Here is a 19,781-nt window from a genome sequence, read left to right as displayed (position 1 = left end):
GTGAGTACACCAAAGGATCTACGTTATTCTGAAGAACATGAATGGGTAAAAACAGAAGGAAATACCGTTCGTATCGGTATTACACATTTCGCTCAATCGGAGCTTGGTGACATCGTGTTTGTTGAACTTCCAGAAGTAGGTGACACAGTAACTGCTGATGAGCCATTCGGTAGCGTTGAATCTGTTAAAACAGTTTCTGAACTTTACGCTCCAGTAAGCGGAAAAGTAGTAGAAGTAAACGAAGATTTAAACGACAGCCCAGAGTTCGTTAATGAGTCACCATATGAAAAAGCTTGGATGATTGTTGTTGAGCCAACTGACGCAAGTGAAGTGGATAACCTAATGACAGCTGAGCAATACGAAGAAATGATTAACGAAGACTAATCACAAGAGGCACCTTTTAGGTGTCTTTTATTGTCTCTTTTTTTTCTAGCAAACATGGGCATGCTACTCCTAAGACAGAAAAGAAAGGGATGGCTTACAACATGACTTTGCAGCAAGGAAAATTAGATATTACAGACCGTGTTGTCGGAAAGCTTCAAAATGGCGAAATAGTGCTTTATCTAGAGAATGAGAAAATCGGAAAGGTTACTTTACCGAGTGGGAGTGATATGCAGCTTGAGCATCATTTTGAAAGTGCTGGAGAGAAAATTTTCCAGCTTGTGTCCACTCCATCCAGCGACGAACCCAGATATACGGATTGTGATGAAGGTGGATGGTGTTAATTCTAGGGCAGCGGTTTTTTTCCGCTGTTTATTTTTTTATAATCGTAAATAGTTAGAGGAATTGTACACCTCTTTCGAGAATAATGAATAAAGTAAAGAAAATACAACATGTTCACAGGTGATGCATATGACTGAAATGAGACCTGAAAAAGTAATTATTGTGGAAGGTACGTCAGACAAAAAGAAGGTGCAAAAGGTTATTAAGGAGCCTGTAGACATTATTTGTACAAATGGAACGATATCTCTTTCGAAACTCGATGAAATCATTGATGATTTGTTTGGAAAGGATGTCTATATCCTTGTCGATGCTGATGAAGCTGGAGAAAAGCTTCGAAGACTTTTCAAACGGGAATTTCCAGAAGCAGACCATTTATACATCGATCGAACTTACAGGGAGGTCGCTACTGCACCAGAACATCATTTAGCTACTGTACTGCTTGGGGCAAACATCGACGTCTTTACGCAATTTTTAGACAAAGTGTAAGAAGGGGTAACAACATGCAAGAGTTGCTGGATAATAATAGGGAACGGCTCCTCTCAGCTGAGGAAACAAAATTTCTCTACTTGTACACACCATTATGTGGTACATGCCAAGTGGCAGGAAAAATGTTAAGGGTCGTTGAAGAGCTTTTGCCACACCATAACTGGTTAAAGGCAGATTTGAATTTTGTGTCGGACTTAGCTGAACAATATTCGATTGAGTCCGTTCCCTGTTTACTTGTTATAAGAAACAATGAACTGGTTAAGAAAATTTATGCTTTTCAATCGGTACCATTTTTATATGAAAGCTTAAAATCTTTTTAGGAATCAGACGGTACATGTCTGATTTTTTTATTTGTGGATTTCCTAATCTCTTCGACAGTAAAAGTAATTTCGTTCAAAAAGTTGACATATTTCTCGGGAAATGAACTCTAACTACAGCATTCGATACAAAGCTTGTTAGATACCCCTGACAAACGCCCCGAAAATTTGTCGAAAAGATATTAAAGGTAAGCCTTCTCTCAAAGTGGAATATATATGTAGTCGTATTTTTAGAGGAGGAAGACCGATGCTTGTTCAGTTACAAAGAACAGTAAATGAATGGAATAACCGAAGTCATTTACTGCCTTTTTTAAAGAAGGCACCAGTTGTTATTTGTATTAGATCAGAAGATGAGGCCTTCTTTATCCATATAAATAATGGGAACGTTGAACTTTTACTCAAAACTGACCATCATCATATTGACGCACATCTTCAAGGACAGAAGGAACATATCATATCTTTGCTCTCTGGGGAAATCAAGCTAAGGCAAGCGACATTAACGAATTTAATTTCCTTACGGGCAACATTTAGAACAGCTCTTTATTTAGAAACCTTGTTCTTTTTAGTAAAACCATATAAGCATGTTAATAATTTATGAAATTTTTCTGAACTTTCTAAATTGTTGTTGACTTACCAATTTTACCCATGATACCATCAACTACGTGATTAATAAAAATATTCTTATCATGAGTGGTGGAGGGACTGGCCCTTTGATGCCCGGCAACCGGTGGTATACACGGTGCTAAATCCAGCAGAGGAAACTCTGGTAGATAAGAAGAGACACTACCACCCCCTCTTCTTAGGATGAGGGGGTTTTTAAAATAATATTTTTTTGGGAGGGAATGGAATGACAGAACAGAAGAAGTATCGGTTAGAAACGCTTGGAGTACATGGAGGATTGAGCCCAGATCCTACTACAGGAGCAAGAGCGGTACCGATTTATCAAAACAATGCTTATCAATTTAAAAACACTGAGCATGCTGCTAATCTCTTTGCACTAGCTGAAACTGGATATATTTATACACGCATTCATAATCCAACTACTACTGTATTCGAAGAAAGAGTTGCCCTGCTAGAAGGTGGAGTAGGAGCACTTGCAGTATCGAGTGGAATGGCAGCGATTACACTGGCGATTCTTAATCTGGCTGAAGCAGGGGATGAAATCGTTGCGGCTTCTAATCTATATGGAGGTACATATAATCTATTTGCCGTTACACTACCTAAATATGGGATACAAGTAAAGTTTGTGGATTCGACCAATCCAGAGAACTTTAAACAAGCTATTACAGAGAAAACAAAGGCGGTATTTGCAGAGACCATTGGAAACCCAAGCTTGCGAATTTTGGATATCGAAAAAGTAGCAAAGGTCGCACATGATGCAGGCATTCCGCTAGTAATCGATAATACCTTTGCTACTCCTTATTTATGTCGTCCAATCGAGCATGGTGCGGATATTGTCATTCATTCGGCAACAAAATGGCTTTTAGGGAATGGTACGACTCTTGGAGGTATTATCGTGGATGGCGGAAAGTTTGATTGGAATTCGTCAAAGTTTCCTGGATTTACAACCCCTGATGCAAGCTATCATGATATTGTATATAGTGAAGCAATTGGTGCTGCAGCTTATATTGTAAAAGCAAGAGTTCAATTACTACGTGATCTAGGTCCAGCATTAAGCCCTCAAAATGCGTTTCAATTCACACTTGGGCTAGAAACTTTGCATGTGAGAATGAAGGAGCATGTGGCAAATACGAAGAAGGTAGTAGAGTATCTAGAAGCACATCCTGCGGTTAATTGGGTGATGTACCCAGGAAATGAAAAGCATCCAGATTATGAGCTTGGGAAGAAATACTTACCTAAAGGAGCAGGTTCTATCGTTGTTTTTGGAATCGATGGAGGTCGTGAGTCCGGAGCAACTTTCATAAATAGTCTCAATCTTTGGGCGCATGTTGCCAATGTTGGCGATGCAAAAAGCTTAGTCATTCATCCAGCAAGCACAACTCATCAACAGCTTGACTCTGAGGGATTAAAAGCAGCAGGTGTTCCAGAGGATTTAATTCGTCTATCAATCGGAATTGAAAATGTTGAGGATTTAGTTGAAGACTTAGAGCAAGCGATTACATTGGCGACTGGGAAAACATCGCTTACTAGCCATGTGTAATCCATAAGATTTATTGTCGAAATTTATCGTTGACACTCCGGTTTTTCCGTGTTACGATAGCAATCGTGATTAAGACTACAACGTAAAGTTCATATAAATTGATAAGCTCTTATCAAGAGAGGTGGAGGGATGTGCCCTATGAAGCCCGGCAACCGTCAAATTTTTGAAATGGTGCCAATTCACACAAAGCATATTGCTTTGATAGATGAGAGAAAGGTGATTGTTTCTGCCTTTCTGCTCATGCAGAAAGGTTTTTTTTTGTTCATTTAGATAGTTCTCATTCGAATAGGAATGGTACGAATGATAGAACCTAAGTGGTAATGAAGCCTTCTGTTGCATGATCCTATGTAGTTTTATCAGAATAATCGGAAATGGAAGGAGGAGAAACCTTTGATCTCGATAAAAGACGTGAAAAAGATTTATTCTTCAAGACAGGGAAAAGTAACGGCTGTTGATAATGTAAATCTAGAAATTACTGAAGGAGAAATCTTCGGTGTAATTGGTTATAGTGGGGCAGGGAAAAGTACGCTTATTCGCATGTTGAACGGGTTAGAAATTCCTACTGAGGGATCCGTCATTGTGGCAAATAATGAAGTATCGAAAATTAAAGGTGGTAGCCTTCGTAAAGCTAGACAGGAAATAAGCATGATTTTCCAACATTTTAACCTTTTATGGTCTCGAACGGTAAGAGAAAATATTGCATTTCCACTTGAAATTGCAGGAGTGCCTAAAGGGCAAAGAATGAAAAGAGTAGACGAGCTTATTCGTTTAGTTGGATTAGAAGGAAGAGAAGATGCTTACCCTTCTCAATTAAGTGGAGGGCAAAAACAAAGAGTCGGTATTGCGAGAGCACTTGCTAACAATCCAAAAGTTCTCCTTTGTGATGAGGCAACATCTGCTCTTGATCCACAAACAACAGATTCCATTCTAGAGCTCCTAGTTGATATTAATAAGCGTTTAGGTTTAACCATTGTCCTTATCACCCATGAAATGCACGTAATCCGAAAGATTTGTCATCGCGTAGCTGTTATGGAAGGTGGAAAGGTTGTTGAACTCGGTCCAGTACTTGATGTATTTAAGCATCCTAAGGAAGAAATTACGAAACGATTTGTTCAACAGGTAACAGAGCCGGAAGAAACGAAGGAAACGATTGAACATTTATTAGAACTGTATCCGCATGGTACGGTCGTTCAACTAGGCTTTGTTGGAGAAGCAGCAGAGCAACCGCTGATTACGAATCTTATTCGTCATTACCATGTGACGGTAAACATCCTGCAAGGGAAAATATCACAAACACAGAATGGTTCTTACGGAACACTTTTTATTCATTTAGATGGGGAAAAGGAAGAGCTTTCAAAGGCCATTGCATATATCGAATCACAACAGGTAGGAGTGGAGGTGATTTCGAATGCTTGAGACACTTTTACCAAACGTGAACTGGGAAAAAATGATTGAAGCGACGAATGAAACTCTTTATATGACAGCTATATCAGTTGTTATCACATTTGTTCTTGGTTTAATTTTAGGACTTTTATTATTTTTAACAGCTAAGGGTAATATTTGGGAAAATGCAATAGTGAATAAGGTGATCAGTTCTGTAGTGAACGTCTTCCGCTCAATTCCCTTTATTATATTAATCGTTCTTCTTATCCCTTTTACAAAGCTTATACTAGATACAATGATAGGTGAAAATGCTGCTTTACCGGCATTAATTATTGGTGCGGCTCCGTTTTACGCGAGAATGGTGGAAATCGGATTGCGTGAGATTGATAAAGGGGTTATTGAAGCGGCTAAATCGATGGGAGCTAAAACAAGCACGATTATTTTTAAGGTGCTTATTCCTGAATCACTGCCAGCTTTAGTATCGGGTATTACGGTTACGGCTATTGCCTTGGTGAGCTATACAGCAATGGCTGGTGTCATTGGTGCGGGTGGTTTAGGAAACCTAGCATATCTTGAAGGGTTCCAAAGAAGTCGTAGTGACGTAACCTTTGTGGCAACTGTCATCATTTTAATTATTGTGTTTATTATCCAATTTATTGGAGATTCTATAACATCAAAACTTGACAAAAGATAGGAGAGAAAAAAAATGAAGAAATTTTTAAGCTTATTTTTATCATTAGCAGTTGCTCTAGTTCTTGCTGCTTGCGGTACAGCGAATCAAGATGAGTCTAACGCTGGTGAAGGTGAAGAAGCAGCAGAAACAACTGAATTAGTAGTTGGAGCTTCTAACGTACCACATGCTGAAATTCTAGAAGAAGCAAAATCACTATTAGAGGAAAAAGGAATTGAATTAAAGATTGAAACTTTCCAAGATTATATCCTACCTAACCAAGCGTTAGAATCTGGTGATCTTGATGCAAACTATTTCCAACACATTCCTTACCTTGAGTCTCAAATGGCTGAGCATGGCTATGATTTTGCTAATGCTGGTGGAATTCATATCGAGCCAATGGGCGTGTATTCTAAAAAGTATAAGAGCTTAGATGAGCTTCCAGAAGGAGCACATATCATCATGAGTAGCTCAGTAGCAGACCACGGTCGTATTTTAACTATGCTTGAAAAAGAGGGGTTAATCACTCTTAAAGAAGGCGTAAATAACGTAGAAGCAACGGTTGAAGATATCGCAGAAAATCCTAAAAATCTTCACTTTGACACAGAGTACGAAGCATCATTATTACCACAAATCTATAACAATAATGAAGGCGATGCAGTACTTATCAACTCAAACTATGCAATCGATGCAGGTCTGAATCCTATTGAAGATTCAATCGCAATCGAAGACAAAGAGTCTCCATACGTTAACGTAATCGCTGTTCGTAAAGGCGATGAGAACTCTGAAGCAATCAAAGCTTTAGTAGAAGTGTTACACTCAAAAGAAATTCAAGATTTCATTCTTGAAAAGTATAAGGGTGCTGTAGTACCTGTATCTGAATAATTTGAAATGCAGATGTCTCTTAAAAGAGGCATCTGTTTTTTTATGTAATAATTTACGTTAATTCAAGGATACTAACATATGTGATACTACATAACTTGAGGACTGGAGTGGGACAAATGGATCAAGGATTTATTGCAAGTAACCCGAGTGAAGAAGCTCTACATGAATATAAATTAGGACTTGGCACGTTTACTCAAAAAATGCCAGAAATCGCTAGTCATTTTAATGCTTTCACAGAAGCATGCTTTAAAGAGGGCGTCTTATCACAAAAACAAAAACAACTAATTGCACTTGGAATTAGCTTATATTCTCAGGATGAATATTGCATCATCTACCATATCAAAGGATGCATGGATCAAGGGGCAACTGAGCAAGAAATACTTGAAGCAGTTGGGGTGACAGCAGCGTTTGGTGGTGGAGCGGCTCTGAGCCAGGCCGTTACCCTTGTTCAAGATACAATGGATGATTTTAATCAATTAAAACAGTGAGTTAAGCTTATATCGAGAGCATTTGGTAAGAAAACACTGGAAATCATAAGGTGAGTATTTCTAACAAAGTCTTAGTCTAATACATCCCTAAATATCGTGTTTTATCGGCTTTGTTCCAAAGTTTTGACCTGTGTTACGATAGATGTGACCAAAAGAGTCGAATAAAGCGATATTTGGAAGGGATGGATTCATTATCAGTCAACTAAGGTTGAACTACACGAGTGAGATGGAAAAGGCGATGTATGGAGCTCATGGAGTGGGATATGAAACCTACAGTAGAAAGCATAAGGTTAGAATGAAAATTGAAAAAGCAAGGCAACAAAATTATCTACAAAGTCAAAGAATGATTGCTGATTTGGACCGAAGGGTTCATGCCTAGTAGCTAATATATATATAGAAGAAATTAGGGCCAGTGGTGATTTCCACTGGTTTTTTTGTTGAGCCAATGGTATCGTACATAGAAAAGATAGTCGGAGAAAAAAATAGGTAGGTAATATGTCGATAAGAGGTTCATAAGAGTTGATATCACATTTCATTTGTTATAAGATTGTAATGAGAATAAAATGAGAATGAAAATAAAGTTTTTATAGTAAAGAGATAACTAATTTTCTTTCAAATTATGGAGGTAATAGATATGTCAGGATCAACTTTATCCATTAAGGATTTACATGTGTCAATCGATGAGAAAGAAATTTTAAAAGGGGTAACACTTGAAATCAAGGGTGGAGAAATTCACGCAATCATGGGACCTAACGGAACTGGTAAATCTACTTTGTCTTCTGCGATTATGGGACATCCTAAATATGAAGTAACTTCTGGTTCAATCTCTCTTGATGGAGAAGATGTACTTGAAATGGAAGTTGATGAGCGTGCTCGTGCTGGTCTATTTTTAGCGATGCAATACCCAAGCGAAATTAGTGGGGTAACAAATGCTGACTTCTTGCGTTCAGCTATTAACAGCCGTCGTGAAGAGGGTGAGGAAGTTTCTTTAATGAAATTCATCCGTCAAATGGACAAAAACATGGAGTTTTTAGAAATGGACCCAGATATGGCTCAACGTTACTTAAACGAAGGGTTTTCTGGTGGAGAAAAGAAGCGTAACGAAATTTTACAATTAATGATGATTCAGCCAAAGATTGCCATTCTTGACGAAATCGACTCTGGATTAGATATCGATGCGTTAAAGGTTGTTTCAAAAGGAATTAACGAAATGCGCAGCTCTGAGTTTGGTTGCTTAATGATTACTCACTATCAACGTTTATTAAACTACATCACACCTGACTTCGTTCACGTTATGATGCAGGGACGTATCGTTAAATCTGGTGGCCCTGAGCTTGCTCAACGTTTAGAAGCTGAAGGATATGATTGGATTAAAAAAGAGCTTGGCATTGAGGACGAAACTGTCGGGCAAGAAGCGTAAGTTAGGGGGACCAGACATGACTACAGAAACCGTATTACCATTCGATAAGGAATATGTGACTTCTTTTTCTAAAGAGATGGGTGAGCCAGCTTGGTTAACAGAACTTCGCGTAAATGCGTTAGTGACAGCTGAAAACCTTTCACTTCCAAGACCTGATAAAACAAATATTACAAAATGGAACTTTACTCAATTCGATAAGCATATCGTAAAGAGTGAAGATTATGCTTCTCTTGCAGATCTTCCGGAAGATGTAAAATCATTGATCGGTACAGAAGAAGGCGAGAAAACATTATATATTCAACGCAATAACCGCCCGACGATTCTTTCTGTTTCAGAAGAATTGAAAAATCAAGGCGTAGTGTTTGTAGATATCTTTACGGCTGCTCGTGAGCATGGGGACCTTTTACAAAAGTACTTCATGAAAGACGGTGTAAAGGTTGATGAACACAAACTTACTGCTCTTCATGCCGCATTAATGAATGGTGGAGTATTCCTATATGTTCCTAAAAACGTAGAGGTTTCTGCACCAGTTCAAGCGGTATTTATCCATGATGACAAGGAAGCAAATGTGTTCAACCATGTTCTTGTAGTGGCTGAAGATAATAGCTCTGTCACTTATGTTGAAAACTATATTTCAACGGTGGAAGAAGCAAATTCAATTTTTAACATCGTAACGGAAGTAGTTACTGGTACAAATGCAACTGTTCAATATGGTGCAGTTGATACTTTAGCTAAAGGTGTAACCACTTATGTCAACCGTCGTGGGGTAGCTGGACGCGATGCTCGTATTGAGTGGGCACTTGGCTTGATGAACGATGGAAACACAGTATCTGAAAACGTAACAAACCTAGTCGGTGATGGTTCTGTTGGTGATACGAAGACAGTAACCGTTGGACGTGGCGAGCAGACACAAAACTTTACAACAAGTGTTGTTCACTGGGGTAAACACACGGATGGCCAAATTCTTAAGCATGGTGTAACGAAAGACAGTGCTACTTCTATCTTTAACGGGATTGGAAAAATTGAATACGGTGCAACCAAGTCAAATGCCGAGCAAGAATCACGTGTATTAATGCTTAGTGAAAAAGCACGTGGAGATGCTAACCCTATTCTTCTTATTGATGAAGATGATGTAACGGCAGGACACGCAGCTTCAGTAGGACGAGTGGACCCACTTCAACTTTACTACCTAATGAGCCGTGGAATTCCTAAAACAGAAGCAGAACGTCTTGTTATTCATGGCTTCTTAGCTCCGGTTGTTAACGAGCTTCCAATCGAAGGCGTGAAAAAGCAGTTAGTGGAAGTTATTGAGAGGAAAGTAAGATAATGAATATTCAGGATATTCGCAGTCACTTTCCGATTCTACATCAAGAAGTGAATGGCAAACCATTAGTGTATCTTGATAGCGCAGCAACTTCTCAAAAACCGATCTCAGTAATCGAGACGTTAGAGAAATATTATAAAGAATACAATTCGAATGTGCACCGAGGTGTTCATACGCTTGGTACAAAAGCAACCGATGCATATGAAGGGGCACGTGAAAAGGTTAGAAGATTTATCAATGCAAAATCTACAGAAGAGATTATCTTCACTCGTGGAGCGACTACTGCATTAAACTTTGTCGCCCATAGCTATGGTTCAGACAATCTTCGTGAGGGTGATGAAATTGTCATCACCTTTATGGAGCACCACGCCAATATTATTCCTTGGCAGCAAGTAGCGAAGAAAACGGGTGCTACCCTTAAGTACATTCCCCTTCAAGAGGATGGAACAATTAGTCTGGACGATGTAAGAGCAACTGTTACTTCAAATACAAAAATTGTGTCCGTGATGAAGGTTTCAAATGTTTTAGGCGTGATGAACCCGATCAAAGAAATTGCCAAGGTTGCACATGAAAATGGTGCGGTAATGGTGGTTGACGGTGCCCAGGCTGCTCCTCATATGAAGATTGATGTACAGGATCTAGATTGCGACTTCCTTGCTTTTTCAGGCCATAAAATGTGTGGACCAACTGGAATTGGAGTTCTTTATGGAAAGAAACAGCATTTAGAAAAAATGGAGCCGGTTGAGACAGGTGGAGAAATGATTGACTTTGTAGATTTATACGAATCTACTTGGAAAGAGCTTCCTTGGAAGTTTGAAGCAGGTACCCCAATTATTGCGGGAGCTGTTGGACTTGGAGCAGCGATTGATTTCTTAGAACAAATTGGCTTAGAAAATATAGAAGCACATGAGCATAAGCTCGCTGCTTATGCGATGGAGAAATTATCATTAATAGAAGGTATGACGATCTACGGTCCGAAAGATCCAGGTCTTCGTGCAGGCGTGGTTACTTTCAATATCGATGATGTTCATCCACATGATGTGGCAACAGTGCTCGACGCAGAAGGTATTGCCGTACGTGCTGGTCATCATTGTGCACAGCCGCTAATGAAGTGGCTAAAGGCTTCGGCAACTGCTCGTGCTAGTTTTTACCTGTACAACACCGAAGAAGAGATTGATAAGCTTGTGGAAGGGCTTATCAAAACAAAGGAGTATTTTAGCGATGTCTTCTAATCATTTAGATACCCTCTATAGACAGGTAATTATGGATCATTACAAAAACCCTCGTAATAAAGGGGTCCTAGAAAACGATAGCCTAACCATCAATATGAATAATCCAACATGTGGAGACCGGATTCAGCTTACACTTCAGCTCGAGGAAGGTGTCGTGAAGGATGCAAAATTTGAAGGAGAAGGCTGCTCAATCTCTATGTCATCTGCTTCTATGATGACGCAAGCCATCAAAGGGAAAAAGCTGGACGAAGCCTTAAAGTTATCGGAAGTGTTTTCCCAAATGATGCAAGGTAAGGATTACGATGATAGCCTTGACTTAGGTGATATAGAAGCGTTACAAGGTGTTTCCAAGTTTCCTGCGCGTATTAAGTGTGCGACTTTAGCGTGGAAAGCAATGGAAAAGGGAATTAAAGAAGAACAACAATAAGGGGAAGCATAAACGCATGCTCCTACGAATGGAGGAACACGACAATGGCTAAAAAAGCGCCTGAAATCGGTGATTATAAATATGGCTTTGCCGATAAAGATGTGTCTATCTTCCGCTCGAAGCGTGGATTAACACGTGAAATCGTGGAAGAAATCTCAAAAATGAAGCAAGAGCCACAATGGATGCTTGATTTCCGTTTGAAATCATTAGAGCATTTTTACAATATGCCAATGCCACAATGGGGTGGAGATTTAGCGGCATTAAATTTTGATGAAATTACGTACTATGTAAAACCTTCTGAAAAGACAGAACGTTCTTGGGATGAAGTTCCTGAAGAAATTAAACAAACATTTGATAAGCTTGGTATTCCTGAAGCGGAACAAAAGTACTTAGCTGGTGTATCTGCTCAGTACGAATCTGAGGTTGTATATCACAATATGCAAGAAGATCTTGAAAACCTAGGTATTGTGTTTAAGGACACGGATTCTGCCCTTCGTGAAAACGAAGACATCTTCCGTGAGCACTGGGCGAAAGTGATTCCTCCAACAGATAACAAATTTGCTGCATTAAACTCTGCTGTATGGTCAGGTGGATCTTTCATCTATGTACCAAAAGGTGTAAAGGTAGAAACTCCACTTCAAGCATATTTCCGTATCAACTCTGAAAACATGGGGCAGTTCGAACGTACGCTTATCATTGTTGATGAAGGCGCACATGTACATTATGTAGAAGGTTGTACAGCACCTGTTTATACAACTAACTCACTTCATAGTGCAGTTGTTGAAATCATTATCAAGAAAGATGCTTACTGTCGTTATACAACGATTCAAAACTGGGCAAACAACGTGTTTAACCTGGTTACGAAGCGTGCAGTTTGTGAAGCAAATGCAACAATGGAATGGATTGATGGGAACATCGGTTCAAAGCTGACTATGAAATATCCTGCGGTAATCCTTAAGGGCGAAGGTGCTCGTGGAATGACATTATCAATCGCACTAGCTGGTAAAGGTCAACACCAAGATGCTGGAGCGAAGATGATTCACCTAGCTCCTAATACGTCTTCTACTATCGTTTCAAAGTCGATTTCGAAGCAAGGTGGAAAAGTAACGTACCGTGGAATCGTTCATTTTGGACGTAAAGCAGACGGAGCGCGTGCGAACATTGAGTGTGACACGCTGATTATGGATAACCAGTCAACTTCAGATACCATTCCTTACAATGAAATCTTAAACGACAACATTTCATTAGAGCATGAAGCAAAGGTTTCAAAGGTTTCTGAGGAGCAATTGTTCTATCTAATGAGCCGTGGTATTTCTGAAGAAGAAGCAACTGAAATGATCGTAATGGGCTTTATTGAACCATTTACGAAAGAACTTCCAATGGAATATGCAGTTGAAATGAACCGTCTAATCAAGTTCGAAATGGAAGGTTCAATCGGTTAAGAAATAAGAGAAACGTTCACCTAGAAGGTGAACGTTTTTTCATACATATGATATGATGGTGACAAAAGTTGGAGGGGTGGAATGTGATCTATATTGGAGTGACTGGTTGGGGTGACCATGATCGATTGTACGGTCCACATACCTCACCTAGAAATAAGTTAAAAGAGTATGCTGGTTTTTTTCCAACTGTCGAAGTGGATTCCTCCTTTTATGCGATACAGCCTATAAAAAATTCGCAAAGATGGACCCGGGATACCCCGCCTTCCTTCCGTTTTATTGTAAAGGCCTATCAGGGGATGACTGGACATTCGAGAGGAGATATTCCTTTTGAAAGCAAGGAGCAAATGTTTCAAGCGTTTAAGGACTCACTTGCACCTTATATAGAGAGTAACAAGTTAGCTATTGTCTTGTTTCAGTTTCCGCCTTGGTTTGATTGTAAAAGGGAGCATGTAGAATACTTGCGTTGGTGCAAAAAACAGATGGGGGATATCCCATGCGCACTTGAATTTCGTCATCAATCGTGGTTTCGTTCCTCGTTTTATGAGCAAACAATTCAATTTATGAAGGATGAAGAGTGGATTCATAGCATTTGCGATGAACCACAATCAGGAGACGGGTCTGTCCCTACTGTGCTCGAATCACTAGAGAGAGAGAAGCTGCTTATTCGTTTTCATGGAAGAAACGTACATGGTTGGCAAAAGCGTACAGAAAACTGGCGGGAAGTCAGATACTTATATCGATATAATCAGAGTGAATTGCGACAATGGGTAGAGCATATAAAAAAACTAGAAGAAGAAACAGAACATCTATATATCGTTTTCAATAACAATTCTGGTGGAGATGCCGCTGATAACGCGCTTGAGTTGATTGATCTACTCGGAATCGAGTATGAAAACTTAGCGCCTCGCCAGCTTGATTTGTTTTAGCATTTTTGTAAGGGGAGAGAAAGTATGACCTTTGAAGATATTCATATTTATCACACGAATGACTTACATAGTCATTTCGAGCACTGGACAAGAATTAGCTCTTTTTTACAGAGAAGGAGAGACCTTCACCAAAGTGCAAACGAAAACGTTCTTCTATTTGACATAGGTGATCATATGGACCGTTGGCATCCTCTTACAGATGCTACAAGGGGAAAGCGGAACACCGAGTTATTAAATGAAGTGGGATACACGGCCGTGACGATTGGAAATAATGAAGGAATTACGCTCTCCTTTGAAGACTTAGACAATCTATATCAAAAGAGAACATTTGATGTGATTGTAGCGAATTTCTTTACGGCTAAAGGTACGCGTCCTCAGTGGGTAGAGCCATATCATATTTATGAGCTTAAAAATAAAGTACGTGTGGCTGTTATCGGTTTGACCGCTTACTTTTCACATTTTTATGCACAGCTGGGCTGGAAACTATCCGAACCGATGGAAGAACTAAAGCATCAGCTCGCCTTAATAAAAGAAAAAGCAGACATCATTATTCTCCTCTCTCATTTAGGCATACATGATGATGAGGCCATTGCTGAAGAGTTTCCTGAAATTGATGTGATTTTAGGGGCACATACCCATCATGTGTTTCATGAAGGAAAAGAGATAAATGATGTCATTCTAGGTGCTGCAGGAAAGTACGGAATGTTTCTTGGCCATATTACACTTACGATTGATTGTGAAACACGTCAGGTGACAAAAAAGCGAGCTATAGCGTATGATTCAAATAAACTTCCTTATGTAGAAAACGAAAAGGAAGAGGAGAATCAGCTGTATGAGGAAGGAAAGGCATTGCTTTTTACAGAAGTTGCTAGAATAAGAGAGCCTTACCGATCGAGGGAAGTATTAGCACGCCTTCTTTGTGAAACTCTTCGCAGCTGGTGTAACGTAGATAGTGCCTTTTTAAACGAAGGGTTAATATTGCATGATTTACCAAGTGAAATGGTTACGGAATACGATTTATTAACAATTTGTCCACATCCCATAAATCCTACGGTGGTCGACCTTTCAGGTGCCGAATATCAAGAAGTCATCCGACTTGCATTAGATGAGAAGTGGGGGAATATGGTGATTAAGGGGTTGGGATTTCGTGGGACTTTCATGGGGAAAATGATTTTTGAGGGTGTCGAGGTGAAGCATGGGAATAATGGACTCTCTTTTTATATTAATGGTAAGAAAATTGAAAGAGAAACACGTTATCAATTAGCCATTCCAGACATGTTTACTTTTGGTCAGCTGTTTCCTGAGATTAGACGAGCGGAGCATAAAGTATTCTTCTTCCCAGAGTTTATGCGTGACTTGTTACGCTGGAAGCTTCAAAACTTGCAATAGCTAGGCAAATGAAACTCACATTTTTTCTTCCTAATACATAAGTTGATAAGGAAGAAAGGAGAGTGTAGCAAGTGATTGAGCTTTCACCTATTGAAATCAATGGGCACACTTTTTTAAGTGTATCAGTAAAACTCCCAAAAACAAATTTGCTCGTCGTGAGCAATGATAAAGGATACATCATGTGTGGTGCTCTTGATGTGGCACTTCTCAATGAAAAGCTTAAGGATAGAAAAGTAATTGCTGGTAGAGCCGTTGGTGTTAAAACCATAGAGCAGCTTTTAGAGGCACCTTTAGAATCCGTTACGTTTGAAGCTGAAAATTTAGGGATTACAAAGGGTATGCTTGGAAAAGATGCCATGTTAAAAATGATTTAAAAAGGCGCAGAATATGTGCCTTTTTTTAGTTTTATTTGGAAATAATGGTAATAGGAAATAGGTTTGTTCTTACTGATAAGTAAATATAGCCATTTGGCCTATTTATTTTTGTAATTAGGTACTAAAGTATGTTGTAATTTAGTCGATAATAGAGTTATCTTAGAAGATAAAGTAGGAATTTGTCAGAACTTGTTGAATAATCTCAGTCAGACTAATACAGGAGAACTATAATGAGACTAGTAGCTACCGCTAATGTAGAATCTGGAACAATACTAGGAAAAACGGTTAGAAATGATAAAGGACAGATTTTACTAAGCGAGGGAGTAGAGTTAAACGAAAAAATGCTTAAGCGATTACAATTGCTGGGCATTACCTACATATATATAAAGGATTCTTTAACAGAGGGGATCGAGTATATTGAGGTACTCCCTGATTCGATTCGAAGAGAGGCTGTCCAAACGATAGAAACAACCTTCCAAGAACTTCAAATGGATAGCAAATTTAATACCACATTTGTTATTGAAAAAGCTTCAAAAAGATTTAAAGATCTAATAAGACAGCTTTTATTTGAGTTGAAAAATAACGGAAATTTGTTAACCATGTTAGCTGACGTCTATACATATGATAACTATATCTTTACCCATTCCTTACACGTGACGATGTATTCTCTTGCGATTGGAATCAAGTTAAAGCTTCCTCCTAAAGAGCTTGAAATGCTAGGAATGGGAGCCATCCTTCACGATGTAGGGAAAATGAAAGTATCATGTGAAATTCTTCAGAAGCCTGGAAAATTAACAGATGAAGAATACGATGAGATAAAAAAACATCCTGAAGAAGGATTTCAAATGCTTCGTAATGTTCCGGCGATGTCTCTTATTGTCGCTCATTGTGCGTATCAGCATCATGAACGGCTAAATGGGACGGGGTATCCACGAGGGATCGTTGGAGAAGATATTCATCAGCTTGCAAAAATTATTGCGGTAGCTGATGTGTTTGATGCGGTTACTTCAAATCGAGTGTATCGTGATGCTATGCTACCTCATCATGGCTTGGAAATTTTGTTTGCCGGCTCAGGAACTCTTTTTGATCCTAAAATAATTGAGGCATTTCGCAAAGGGGTAGCTATATACCCTGTTGGAATTACGGTTTTACTTGATGATGGCCGTAAAGGAGTTGTATCCAAACAAAACATAGGAGTTAGCGACCGGCCCGTTGTAAGAGTCATTGAAGTAGATGGGATAAGCATTAACCCATACGAACTAGACCTAAGCAAAAGCTTAACAACAATGATTGTCGAATGTGACACGACCTTTCCTAAAAAAGCGTAACTAGTCTTTCAACCATAAAAAAATTCATATTTTTGCGCTAGTTCCCTCCTTTACAGCATACATATAGCTTGTAAAGGGGGGATTTGTCTTGCGTAAATTTCGCGGTCGTCTGCCGCGGAGAGGTCCATTGCCGTTCAGATATGTTTTTTTACTTACCTTTGTGTTTTTTATCTTTTCAACAGCAGCTGGTCTTTGGATAATAAATGAGGGATTGAAGCCTACACTTGTTAGCTATGCAAACTCACAAACTCGAAAAATTGCTTCACTCGTCATAAATAATGCAGTAAGTAAAAAAATAACTAATGTTATGGATATAAAGTTCGAAGAAACCGGGAATGGAGACGTGGTGTTCTTAAACGCAGAACATTTAAACCGTGTTAAAGCAGAAGTAACAGAGTTGGTACAAGACAATATTAAAAAGGCTGAAAAGGGAGATCTCTCAGAGCTTGAATCCTTCACCGATATTGAAATCAATACGGATAAAAAGGAAAACGGAATCGTTTATTATGTTCCGTTAGGTCAGGCTACCAATAATGCCCTTTTAGGTAACTTAGGACCAAAAATACCAATAAAATTTAACTCTATCGGTTCCGTTACTTCTACCTTTAAGACAGTGAAAGAAGAATTGGGAATCAATAATACATGGGTAGAAATTCATGTTCAAGTAGAAGTAAAGGTACAGATTATCATTCCATTCGCTACGGAAATTATTACCGTTAAAGAGGATGTACCGGTTGCGACTGGTCTAATAAAAGGTGAAGTTCCACAGTTTTATAACGGTGGCGGTGGTGATTCAGGTGCATCAATTGACCTCCCTATGGACAACTAATCAGTAAGTGAAAAAGTCAGAGAATATCTTTGTTCTTCTGACTTTTTTTCTAAATAAAAGTAGAAGAGAGAGGAGGGAAAGAAATATATGAGAATAATATTCTGAAATGTTAGTATTTTCACATATTTAACAACTTCTACTATATTAACGTGTTAAACTAAATTATTATTCTGAAAATAATGTTTTGACAGATGGACAAAAACTAGCTATACTAACTTTAGATTAAATTAAATAATCAGAAAATATAAAAAGTTCCAATTCTTCACTAAAATAAGGAAATAAGGTTGGGACTCAGTAGGAGGTCATTTTTACTATGGATAATCGTCCACAATGGGGGACTCGTGCAGGTTTTATTATGGCAGCAGTTGGATCAGCTGTTGGTCTAGGAAATATCTGGCGTTTTCCCGCAGTAGCTTATGAAAATGGAGGAGGAGCATTCTTTTTACCGTACTTATTCGCTATCTTAACTGCTGGTATCCCGCTTCTCGTTCTAGAGTTTACACTAGGTCATAAATATCGCGGATCATCTCCATTAACATTCGCTCGTCTAAACAAGAAATCTGAATGGCTTGGCTGGTGGCAAGTCGCAATATCTTTTGTTATCTCAACATATTATGCTGTAATTATCGCTTGGGCAATGTCATTTGCGTACTTCTCTTTCGGAGAAAAATGGGGCAAAGACCCAGGAGCATTCCTTTTTGGAGACTATTTAAAGCTTGCTGAAGCACCAGGTCAGGTTGGTAGCATTGTTCCTAGCGTATTTATTCCATTAGTACTAGTTTGGGTAATTGCACTTGGTGTGCTTTTCAAAGGTGTTAAAAAGGGTATTGAAGCAGCGAACAAGATCTTTATTCCGGCACTTGTTATTTTATTCCTAGTAATCGTCGTTCGCGCTGTAACATTAGATGGAGCTGCTCAAGGTTTGGATGCATTCTTCAAACCGAACTGGAACTTAATTGCTGAACCTAAGGTTTGGGTTGCTGCATACGGTCAAATTTTCTTCAGCTTATCCATTGGTTTTGCGATTATGGTCACGTATTCTAGTTATCTACCAAAGAAAACAGACTTAACAAATAATGCATTTATCACAGCTTTTGCTAACTCTGGTTTTGAATTATTAGCAGGTATTGGTGTATTTGCTGCACTAGGTTTTATGGCTCAGCAGCAAGGTGTGGCAGTTAGTGAGGTAGTTGCAGGTGGAGTAGGGTTAGCTTTCGTGGTTTTCCCGCAAATCATTAGTGAATTCCCTGCGTTTAACGGCTTATTAGGATCTATTTTCTTCCTATGTTTAGTATTAGCAGGTCTAACATCTTTAATTTCAATTATTGAAACATATGTAGCTGGTATTCAAGACAAGTTTAAGGTTTCACGTAACAAAGCGGTAGCAATTGGTGGAGGAATCTCTGCAGTCATTTCAATTCTATTTGCCACTCAAGGTGGATTATACTTCCTTGATGCTGCTGATTATTTCATCAACCAATTTGGTATTGTTGTAGCTGGGTTTGCTGAGGTAGTATTAGTGGCATGGGTATTACGTGAAATGAAGAATCTTCAACAGCATGCGAATAGCATGTCAGATATGCTATTAGGCGCATGGTGGAAAGTTTGCTTAGGATTTATTACACCAGTTGTTTTAGGATATATGATGATTCAAAACTTCATCAATAACTTAAAAGATAACTACGAAGGTTATCCAACAAGCTTCCTATTATATACAGGTTGGGGAGTTGCAGTAGCTGCGATTGTGGTTGGATTTGTATTCGCTGCTTTCAAGTGGCAAAAAGGTTCCTTGGATTTACCTTCAACTGATAGCAAGGGGGTTTCAAAATAATGTCAACCAGTGCGATTGTTATGATGGTTGTTGGTATGGTTATTCTATGGGGTGGATTAGCAGCTAGTATTGCTAATGCTTATAAAAAATCAAAAAGCGCTTAATATAATAAGGGAGGACTAACGGATTAAAACCGCTAGTCCTCT

At 38.9% G+C, this 19,781-nt stretch carries 23 protein-coding genes and 2 riboswitches; all 23 genes read left to right on the top strand.

The features are described from left to right. Complete coding sequence (gene gcvH, locus M3175_RS08225) at positions 1-384, top strand: glycine cleavage system protein GcvH (RefSeq protein WP_119709834.1); 384 nt, start codon at positions 1-3, stop codon at positions 382-384. Between the two features lie 89 nt (positions 385-473). Further along, on the top strand, positions 474-725 hold the full coding sequence (locus tag M3175_RS08220) for a YusG family protein (protein ID WP_251517447.1): 252 nt from the start codon (positions 474-476) through the stop codon (positions 723-725). A 127-nt stretch (positions 726-852) separates the two neighbouring features. Then, positions 853-1,209, top strand: a complete 357-nt coding sequence (locus tag M3175_RS08215) for a toprim domain-containing protein (protein ID WP_119709832.1) — start codon at positions 853-855, stop codon at positions 1,207-1,209. A gap of 14 nt (positions 1,210-1,223) precedes the next feature. After that, entirely contained in the window at positions 1,224-1,529 is a 306-nt protein-coding gene (locus M3175_RS08210) for a thioredoxin family protein (protein ID WP_251517444.1), read from the top strand. A gap of 244 nt (positions 1,530-1,773) precedes the next feature. Next, positions 1,774-2,124 (top strand): hypothetical protein, encoded by a 351-nt coding sequence (locus tag M3175_RS08205; protein ID WP_251517440.1) that lies wholly within the window; start codon positions 1,774-1,776, stop codon positions 2,122-2,124. 80 nt (positions 2,125-2,204) lie between these two features. Further along, positions 2,205-2,303, top strand: a riboswitch (SAM riboswitch). 70 nt (positions 2,304-2,373) lie between these two features. Beyond that, a complete protein-coding gene (locus tag M3175_RS08200) occupies positions 2,374-3,687 on the top strand; it encodes an O-acetylhomoserine aminocarboxypropyltransferase/cysteine synthase family protein (RefSeq protein WP_251517437.1) in 1,314 nt (437 codons plus the stop codon). Between the two features lie 106 nt (positions 3,688-3,793). Beyond that, positions 3,794-3,899, top strand: a riboswitch (SAM riboswitch). A gap of 178 nt (positions 3,900-4,077) precedes the next feature. Further along, a complete protein-coding gene (locus M3175_RS08195; RefSeq protein ID WP_251517434.1) occupies positions 4,078-5,103 on the top strand; it encodes a methionine ABC transporter ATP-binding protein in 1,026 nt (341 codons plus the stop codon). Further along, a complete protein-coding gene (locus tag M3175_RS08190) occupies positions 5,096-5,764 on the top strand; it encodes a methionine ABC transporter permease (RefSeq protein ID WP_251517431.1) in 669 nt (222 codons plus the stop codon). Before M3175_RS08195 ends, M3175_RS08190 begins: the two co-directional genes overlap by 8 nt. A 12-nt stretch (positions 5,765-5,776) precedes the next feature. After that, a complete protein-coding gene (locus tag M3175_RS08185) occupies positions 5,777-6,625 on the top strand; it encodes a MetQ/NlpA family ABC transporter substrate-binding protein (protein WP_251517428.1) in 849 nt (282 codons plus the stop codon). Between the two features lie 116 nt (positions 6,626-6,741). Beyond that, positions 6,742-7,113: a carboxymuconolactone decarboxylase family protein gene (locus tag M3175_RS08180; protein ID WP_251517425.1), complete on the top strand. Its 372-nt coding sequence runs from the start codon at positions 6,742-6,744 to the stop codon at positions 7,111-7,113. 208 nt (positions 7,114-7,321) lie between these two features. Next, the gene (locus tag M3175_RS08175) at positions 7,322-7,492 is read left to right on the top strand and encodes a YuzK family famiily protein (RefSeq protein WP_251517422.1); all 171 of its coding nucleotides are present in this window, start codon (positions 7,322-7,324) and stop codon (positions 7,490-7,492) included. A gap of 255 nt (positions 7,493-7,747) precedes the next feature. Beyond that, entirely contained in the window at positions 7,748-8,533 is a 786-nt protein-coding gene (gene sufC / locus M3175_RS08170) for a Fe-S cluster assembly ATPase SufC (RefSeq protein ID WP_251517419.1), read from the top strand. A 16-nt stretch (positions 8,534-8,549) separates the two neighbouring features. Beyond that, positions 8,550-9,860, top strand: a complete 1,311-nt coding sequence (sufD, locus tag M3175_RS08165; RefSeq protein WP_251517416.1) for a Fe-S cluster assembly protein SufD — start codon at positions 8,550-8,552, stop codon at positions 9,858-9,860. Then, the gene (locus M3175_RS08160) at positions 9,860-11,089 is read left to right on the top strand and encodes a cysteine desulfurase (protein ID WP_251517414.1); all 1,230 of its coding nucleotides are present in this window, start codon (positions 9,860-9,862) and stop codon (positions 11,087-11,089) included. The genes sufD and M3175_RS08160 overlap by 1 nt, the downstream gene beginning before the upstream one ends. Beyond that, positions 11,079-11,516 (top strand): Fe-S cluster assembly sulfur transfer protein SufU, encoded by a 438-nt coding sequence (sufU, locus tag M3175_RS08155; protein ID WP_251517410.1) that lies wholly within the window; start codon positions 11,079-11,081, stop codon positions 11,514-11,516. Before M3175_RS08160 ends, sufU begins: the two co-directional genes overlap by 11 nt. Before the next feature lie 44 nt (positions 11,517-11,560). After that, the gene (sufB, locus tag M3175_RS08150; protein WP_119709820.1) at positions 11,561-12,958 is read left to right on the top strand and encodes a Fe-S cluster assembly protein SufB; all 1,398 of its coding nucleotides are present in this window, start codon (positions 11,561-11,563) and stop codon (positions 12,956-12,958) included. Between the two features lie 83 nt (positions 12,959-13,041). Beyond that, entirely contained in the window at positions 13,042-13,884 is an 843-nt protein-coding gene (locus M3175_RS08145; protein ID WP_251517408.1) for a DUF72 domain-containing protein, read from the top strand. Between the two features lie 24 nt (positions 13,885-13,908). Beyond that, the gene (locus M3175_RS08140) at positions 13,909-15,273 is read left to right on the top strand and encodes a bifunctional metallophosphatase/5'-nucleotidase (protein ID WP_251517404.1); all 1,365 of its coding nucleotides are present in this window, start codon (positions 13,909-13,911) and stop codon (positions 15,271-15,273) included. Positions 15,274-15,344: 71 nt separating this feature from the next. Further along, positions 15,345-15,647, top strand: a complete 303-nt coding sequence (locus tag M3175_RS08135; RefSeq protein ID WP_251517400.1) for a YunC family protein — start codon at positions 15,345-15,347, stop codon at positions 15,645-15,647. 230 nt (positions 15,648-15,877) lie between these two features. After that, positions 15,878-16,975, top strand: coding sequence for an HD-GYP domain-containing protein (locus M3175_RS08130; protein ID WP_251517397.1), 1,098 nt, complete (start codon positions 15,878-15,880; stop codon positions 16,973-16,975). Between the two features lie 88 nt (positions 16,976-17,063). Beyond that, complete coding sequence (yunB, locus tag M3175_RS08125) at positions 17,064-17,804, top strand: sporulation protein YunB (RefSeq protein ID WP_251517394.1); 741 nt, start codon at positions 17,064-17,066, stop codon at positions 17,802-17,804. 313 nt (positions 17,805-18,117) lie between these two features. Further along, on the top strand, positions 18,118-19,635 hold the full coding sequence (locus M3175_RS08120) for a sodium-dependent transporter (RefSeq protein ID WP_251517392.1): 1,518 nt from the start codon (positions 18,118-18,120) through the stop codon (positions 19,633-19,635). Then, the gene (locus tag M3175_RS08115) at positions 19,635-19,739 is read left to right on the top strand and encodes a methionine/alanine import family NSS transporter small subunit (RefSeq protein WP_251517344.1); all 105 of its coding nucleotides are present in this window, start codon (positions 19,635-19,637) and stop codon (positions 19,737-19,739) included. The genes M3175_RS08120 and M3175_RS08115 overlap by 1 nt, the downstream gene beginning before the upstream one ends. The last annotated feature ends 42 nt before the right edge of the window (positions 19,740-19,781 follow it).

The organism is Robertmurraya korlensis, assembly GCF_023715225.1.
GTDB lineage: Bacteria > Bacillota > Bacilli > Bacillales > Cytobacillaceae > Robertmurraya_A.
The sequence above is the reverse complement of the archived record's forward strand: the minus strand, read 5'-3'. Positions and strand labels throughout refer to the sequence as shown.

Excerpts from the sequence above, each read along its gene's own strand:
- M3175_RS08200 (WP_251517437.1), top strand. The coding sequence starts at position 2,374 with ATGACAGAACAGAAGAAGTATCGGTTAGAAACGCTTGGAGTACATGGA.
- sufC (WP_251517419.1), top strand. The coding sequence starts at position 7,748 with ATGTCAGGATCAACTTTATCCATTAAGGATTTACATGTGTCAATCGAT.
- sufB (WP_119709820.1), top strand. The coding sequence starts at position 11,561 with ATGGCTAAAAAAGCGCCTGAAATCGGTGATTATAAATATGGCTTTGCC.
- M3175_RS08190 (WP_251517431.1), top strand. The coding sequence starts at position 5,096 with ATGCTTGAGACACTTTTACCAAACGTGAACTGGGAAAAAATGATTGAA.
- M3175_RS08115 (WP_251517344.1), top strand. The coding sequence starts at position 19,635 with ATGTCAACCAGTGCGATTGTTATGATGGTTGTTGGTATGGTTATTCTA.
- sufU (WP_251517410.1), top strand. The coding sequence starts at position 11,079 with ATGTCTTCTAATCATTTAGATACCCTCTATAGACAGGTAATTATGGAT.
- M3175_RS08120 (WP_251517392.1), top strand. The coding sequence starts at position 18,118 with ATGGATAATCGTCCACAATGGGGGACTCGTGCAGGTTTTATTATGGCA.
- M3175_RS08220 (WP_251517447.1), top strand. The coding sequence starts at position 474 with ATGGCTTACAACATGACTTTGCAGCAAGGAAAATTAGATATTACAGAC.
- M3175_RS08210 (WP_251517444.1), top strand. The coding sequence starts at position 1,224 with ATGCAAGAGTTGCTGGATAATAATAGGGAACGGCTCCTCTCAGCTGAG.
- M3175_RS08130 (WP_251517397.1), top strand. The coding sequence starts at position 15,878 with ATGAGACTAGTAGCTACCGCTAATGTAGAATCTGGAACAATACTAGGA.
- M3175_RS08205 (WP_251517440.1), top strand. The coding sequence starts at position 1,774 with ATGCTTGTTCAGTTACAAAGAACAGTAAATGAATGGAATAACCGAAGT.
- M3175_RS08160 (WP_251517414.1), top strand. The coding sequence starts at position 9,860 with ATGAATATTCAGGATATTCGCAGTCACTTTCCGATTCTACATCAAGAA.
- M3175_RS08180 (WP_251517425.1), top strand. The coding sequence starts at position 6,742 with ATGGATCAAGGATTTATTGCAAGTAACCCGAGTGAAGAAGCTCTACAT.
- M3175_RS08215 (WP_119709832.1), top strand. The coding sequence starts at position 853 with ATGACTGAAATGAGACCTGAAAAAGTAATTATTGTGGAAGGTACGTCA.
- M3175_RS08140 (WP_251517404.1), top strand. The coding sequence starts at position 13,909 with ATGACCTTTGAAGATATTCATATTTATCACACGAATGACTTACATAGT.
- sufD (WP_251517416.1), top strand. The coding sequence starts at position 8,550 with ATGACTACAGAAACCGTATTACCATTCGATAAGGAATATGTGACTTCT.
- M3175_RS08185 (WP_251517428.1), top strand. The coding sequence starts at position 5,777 with ATGAAGAAATTTTTAAGCTTATTTTTATCATTAGCAGTTGCTCTAGTT.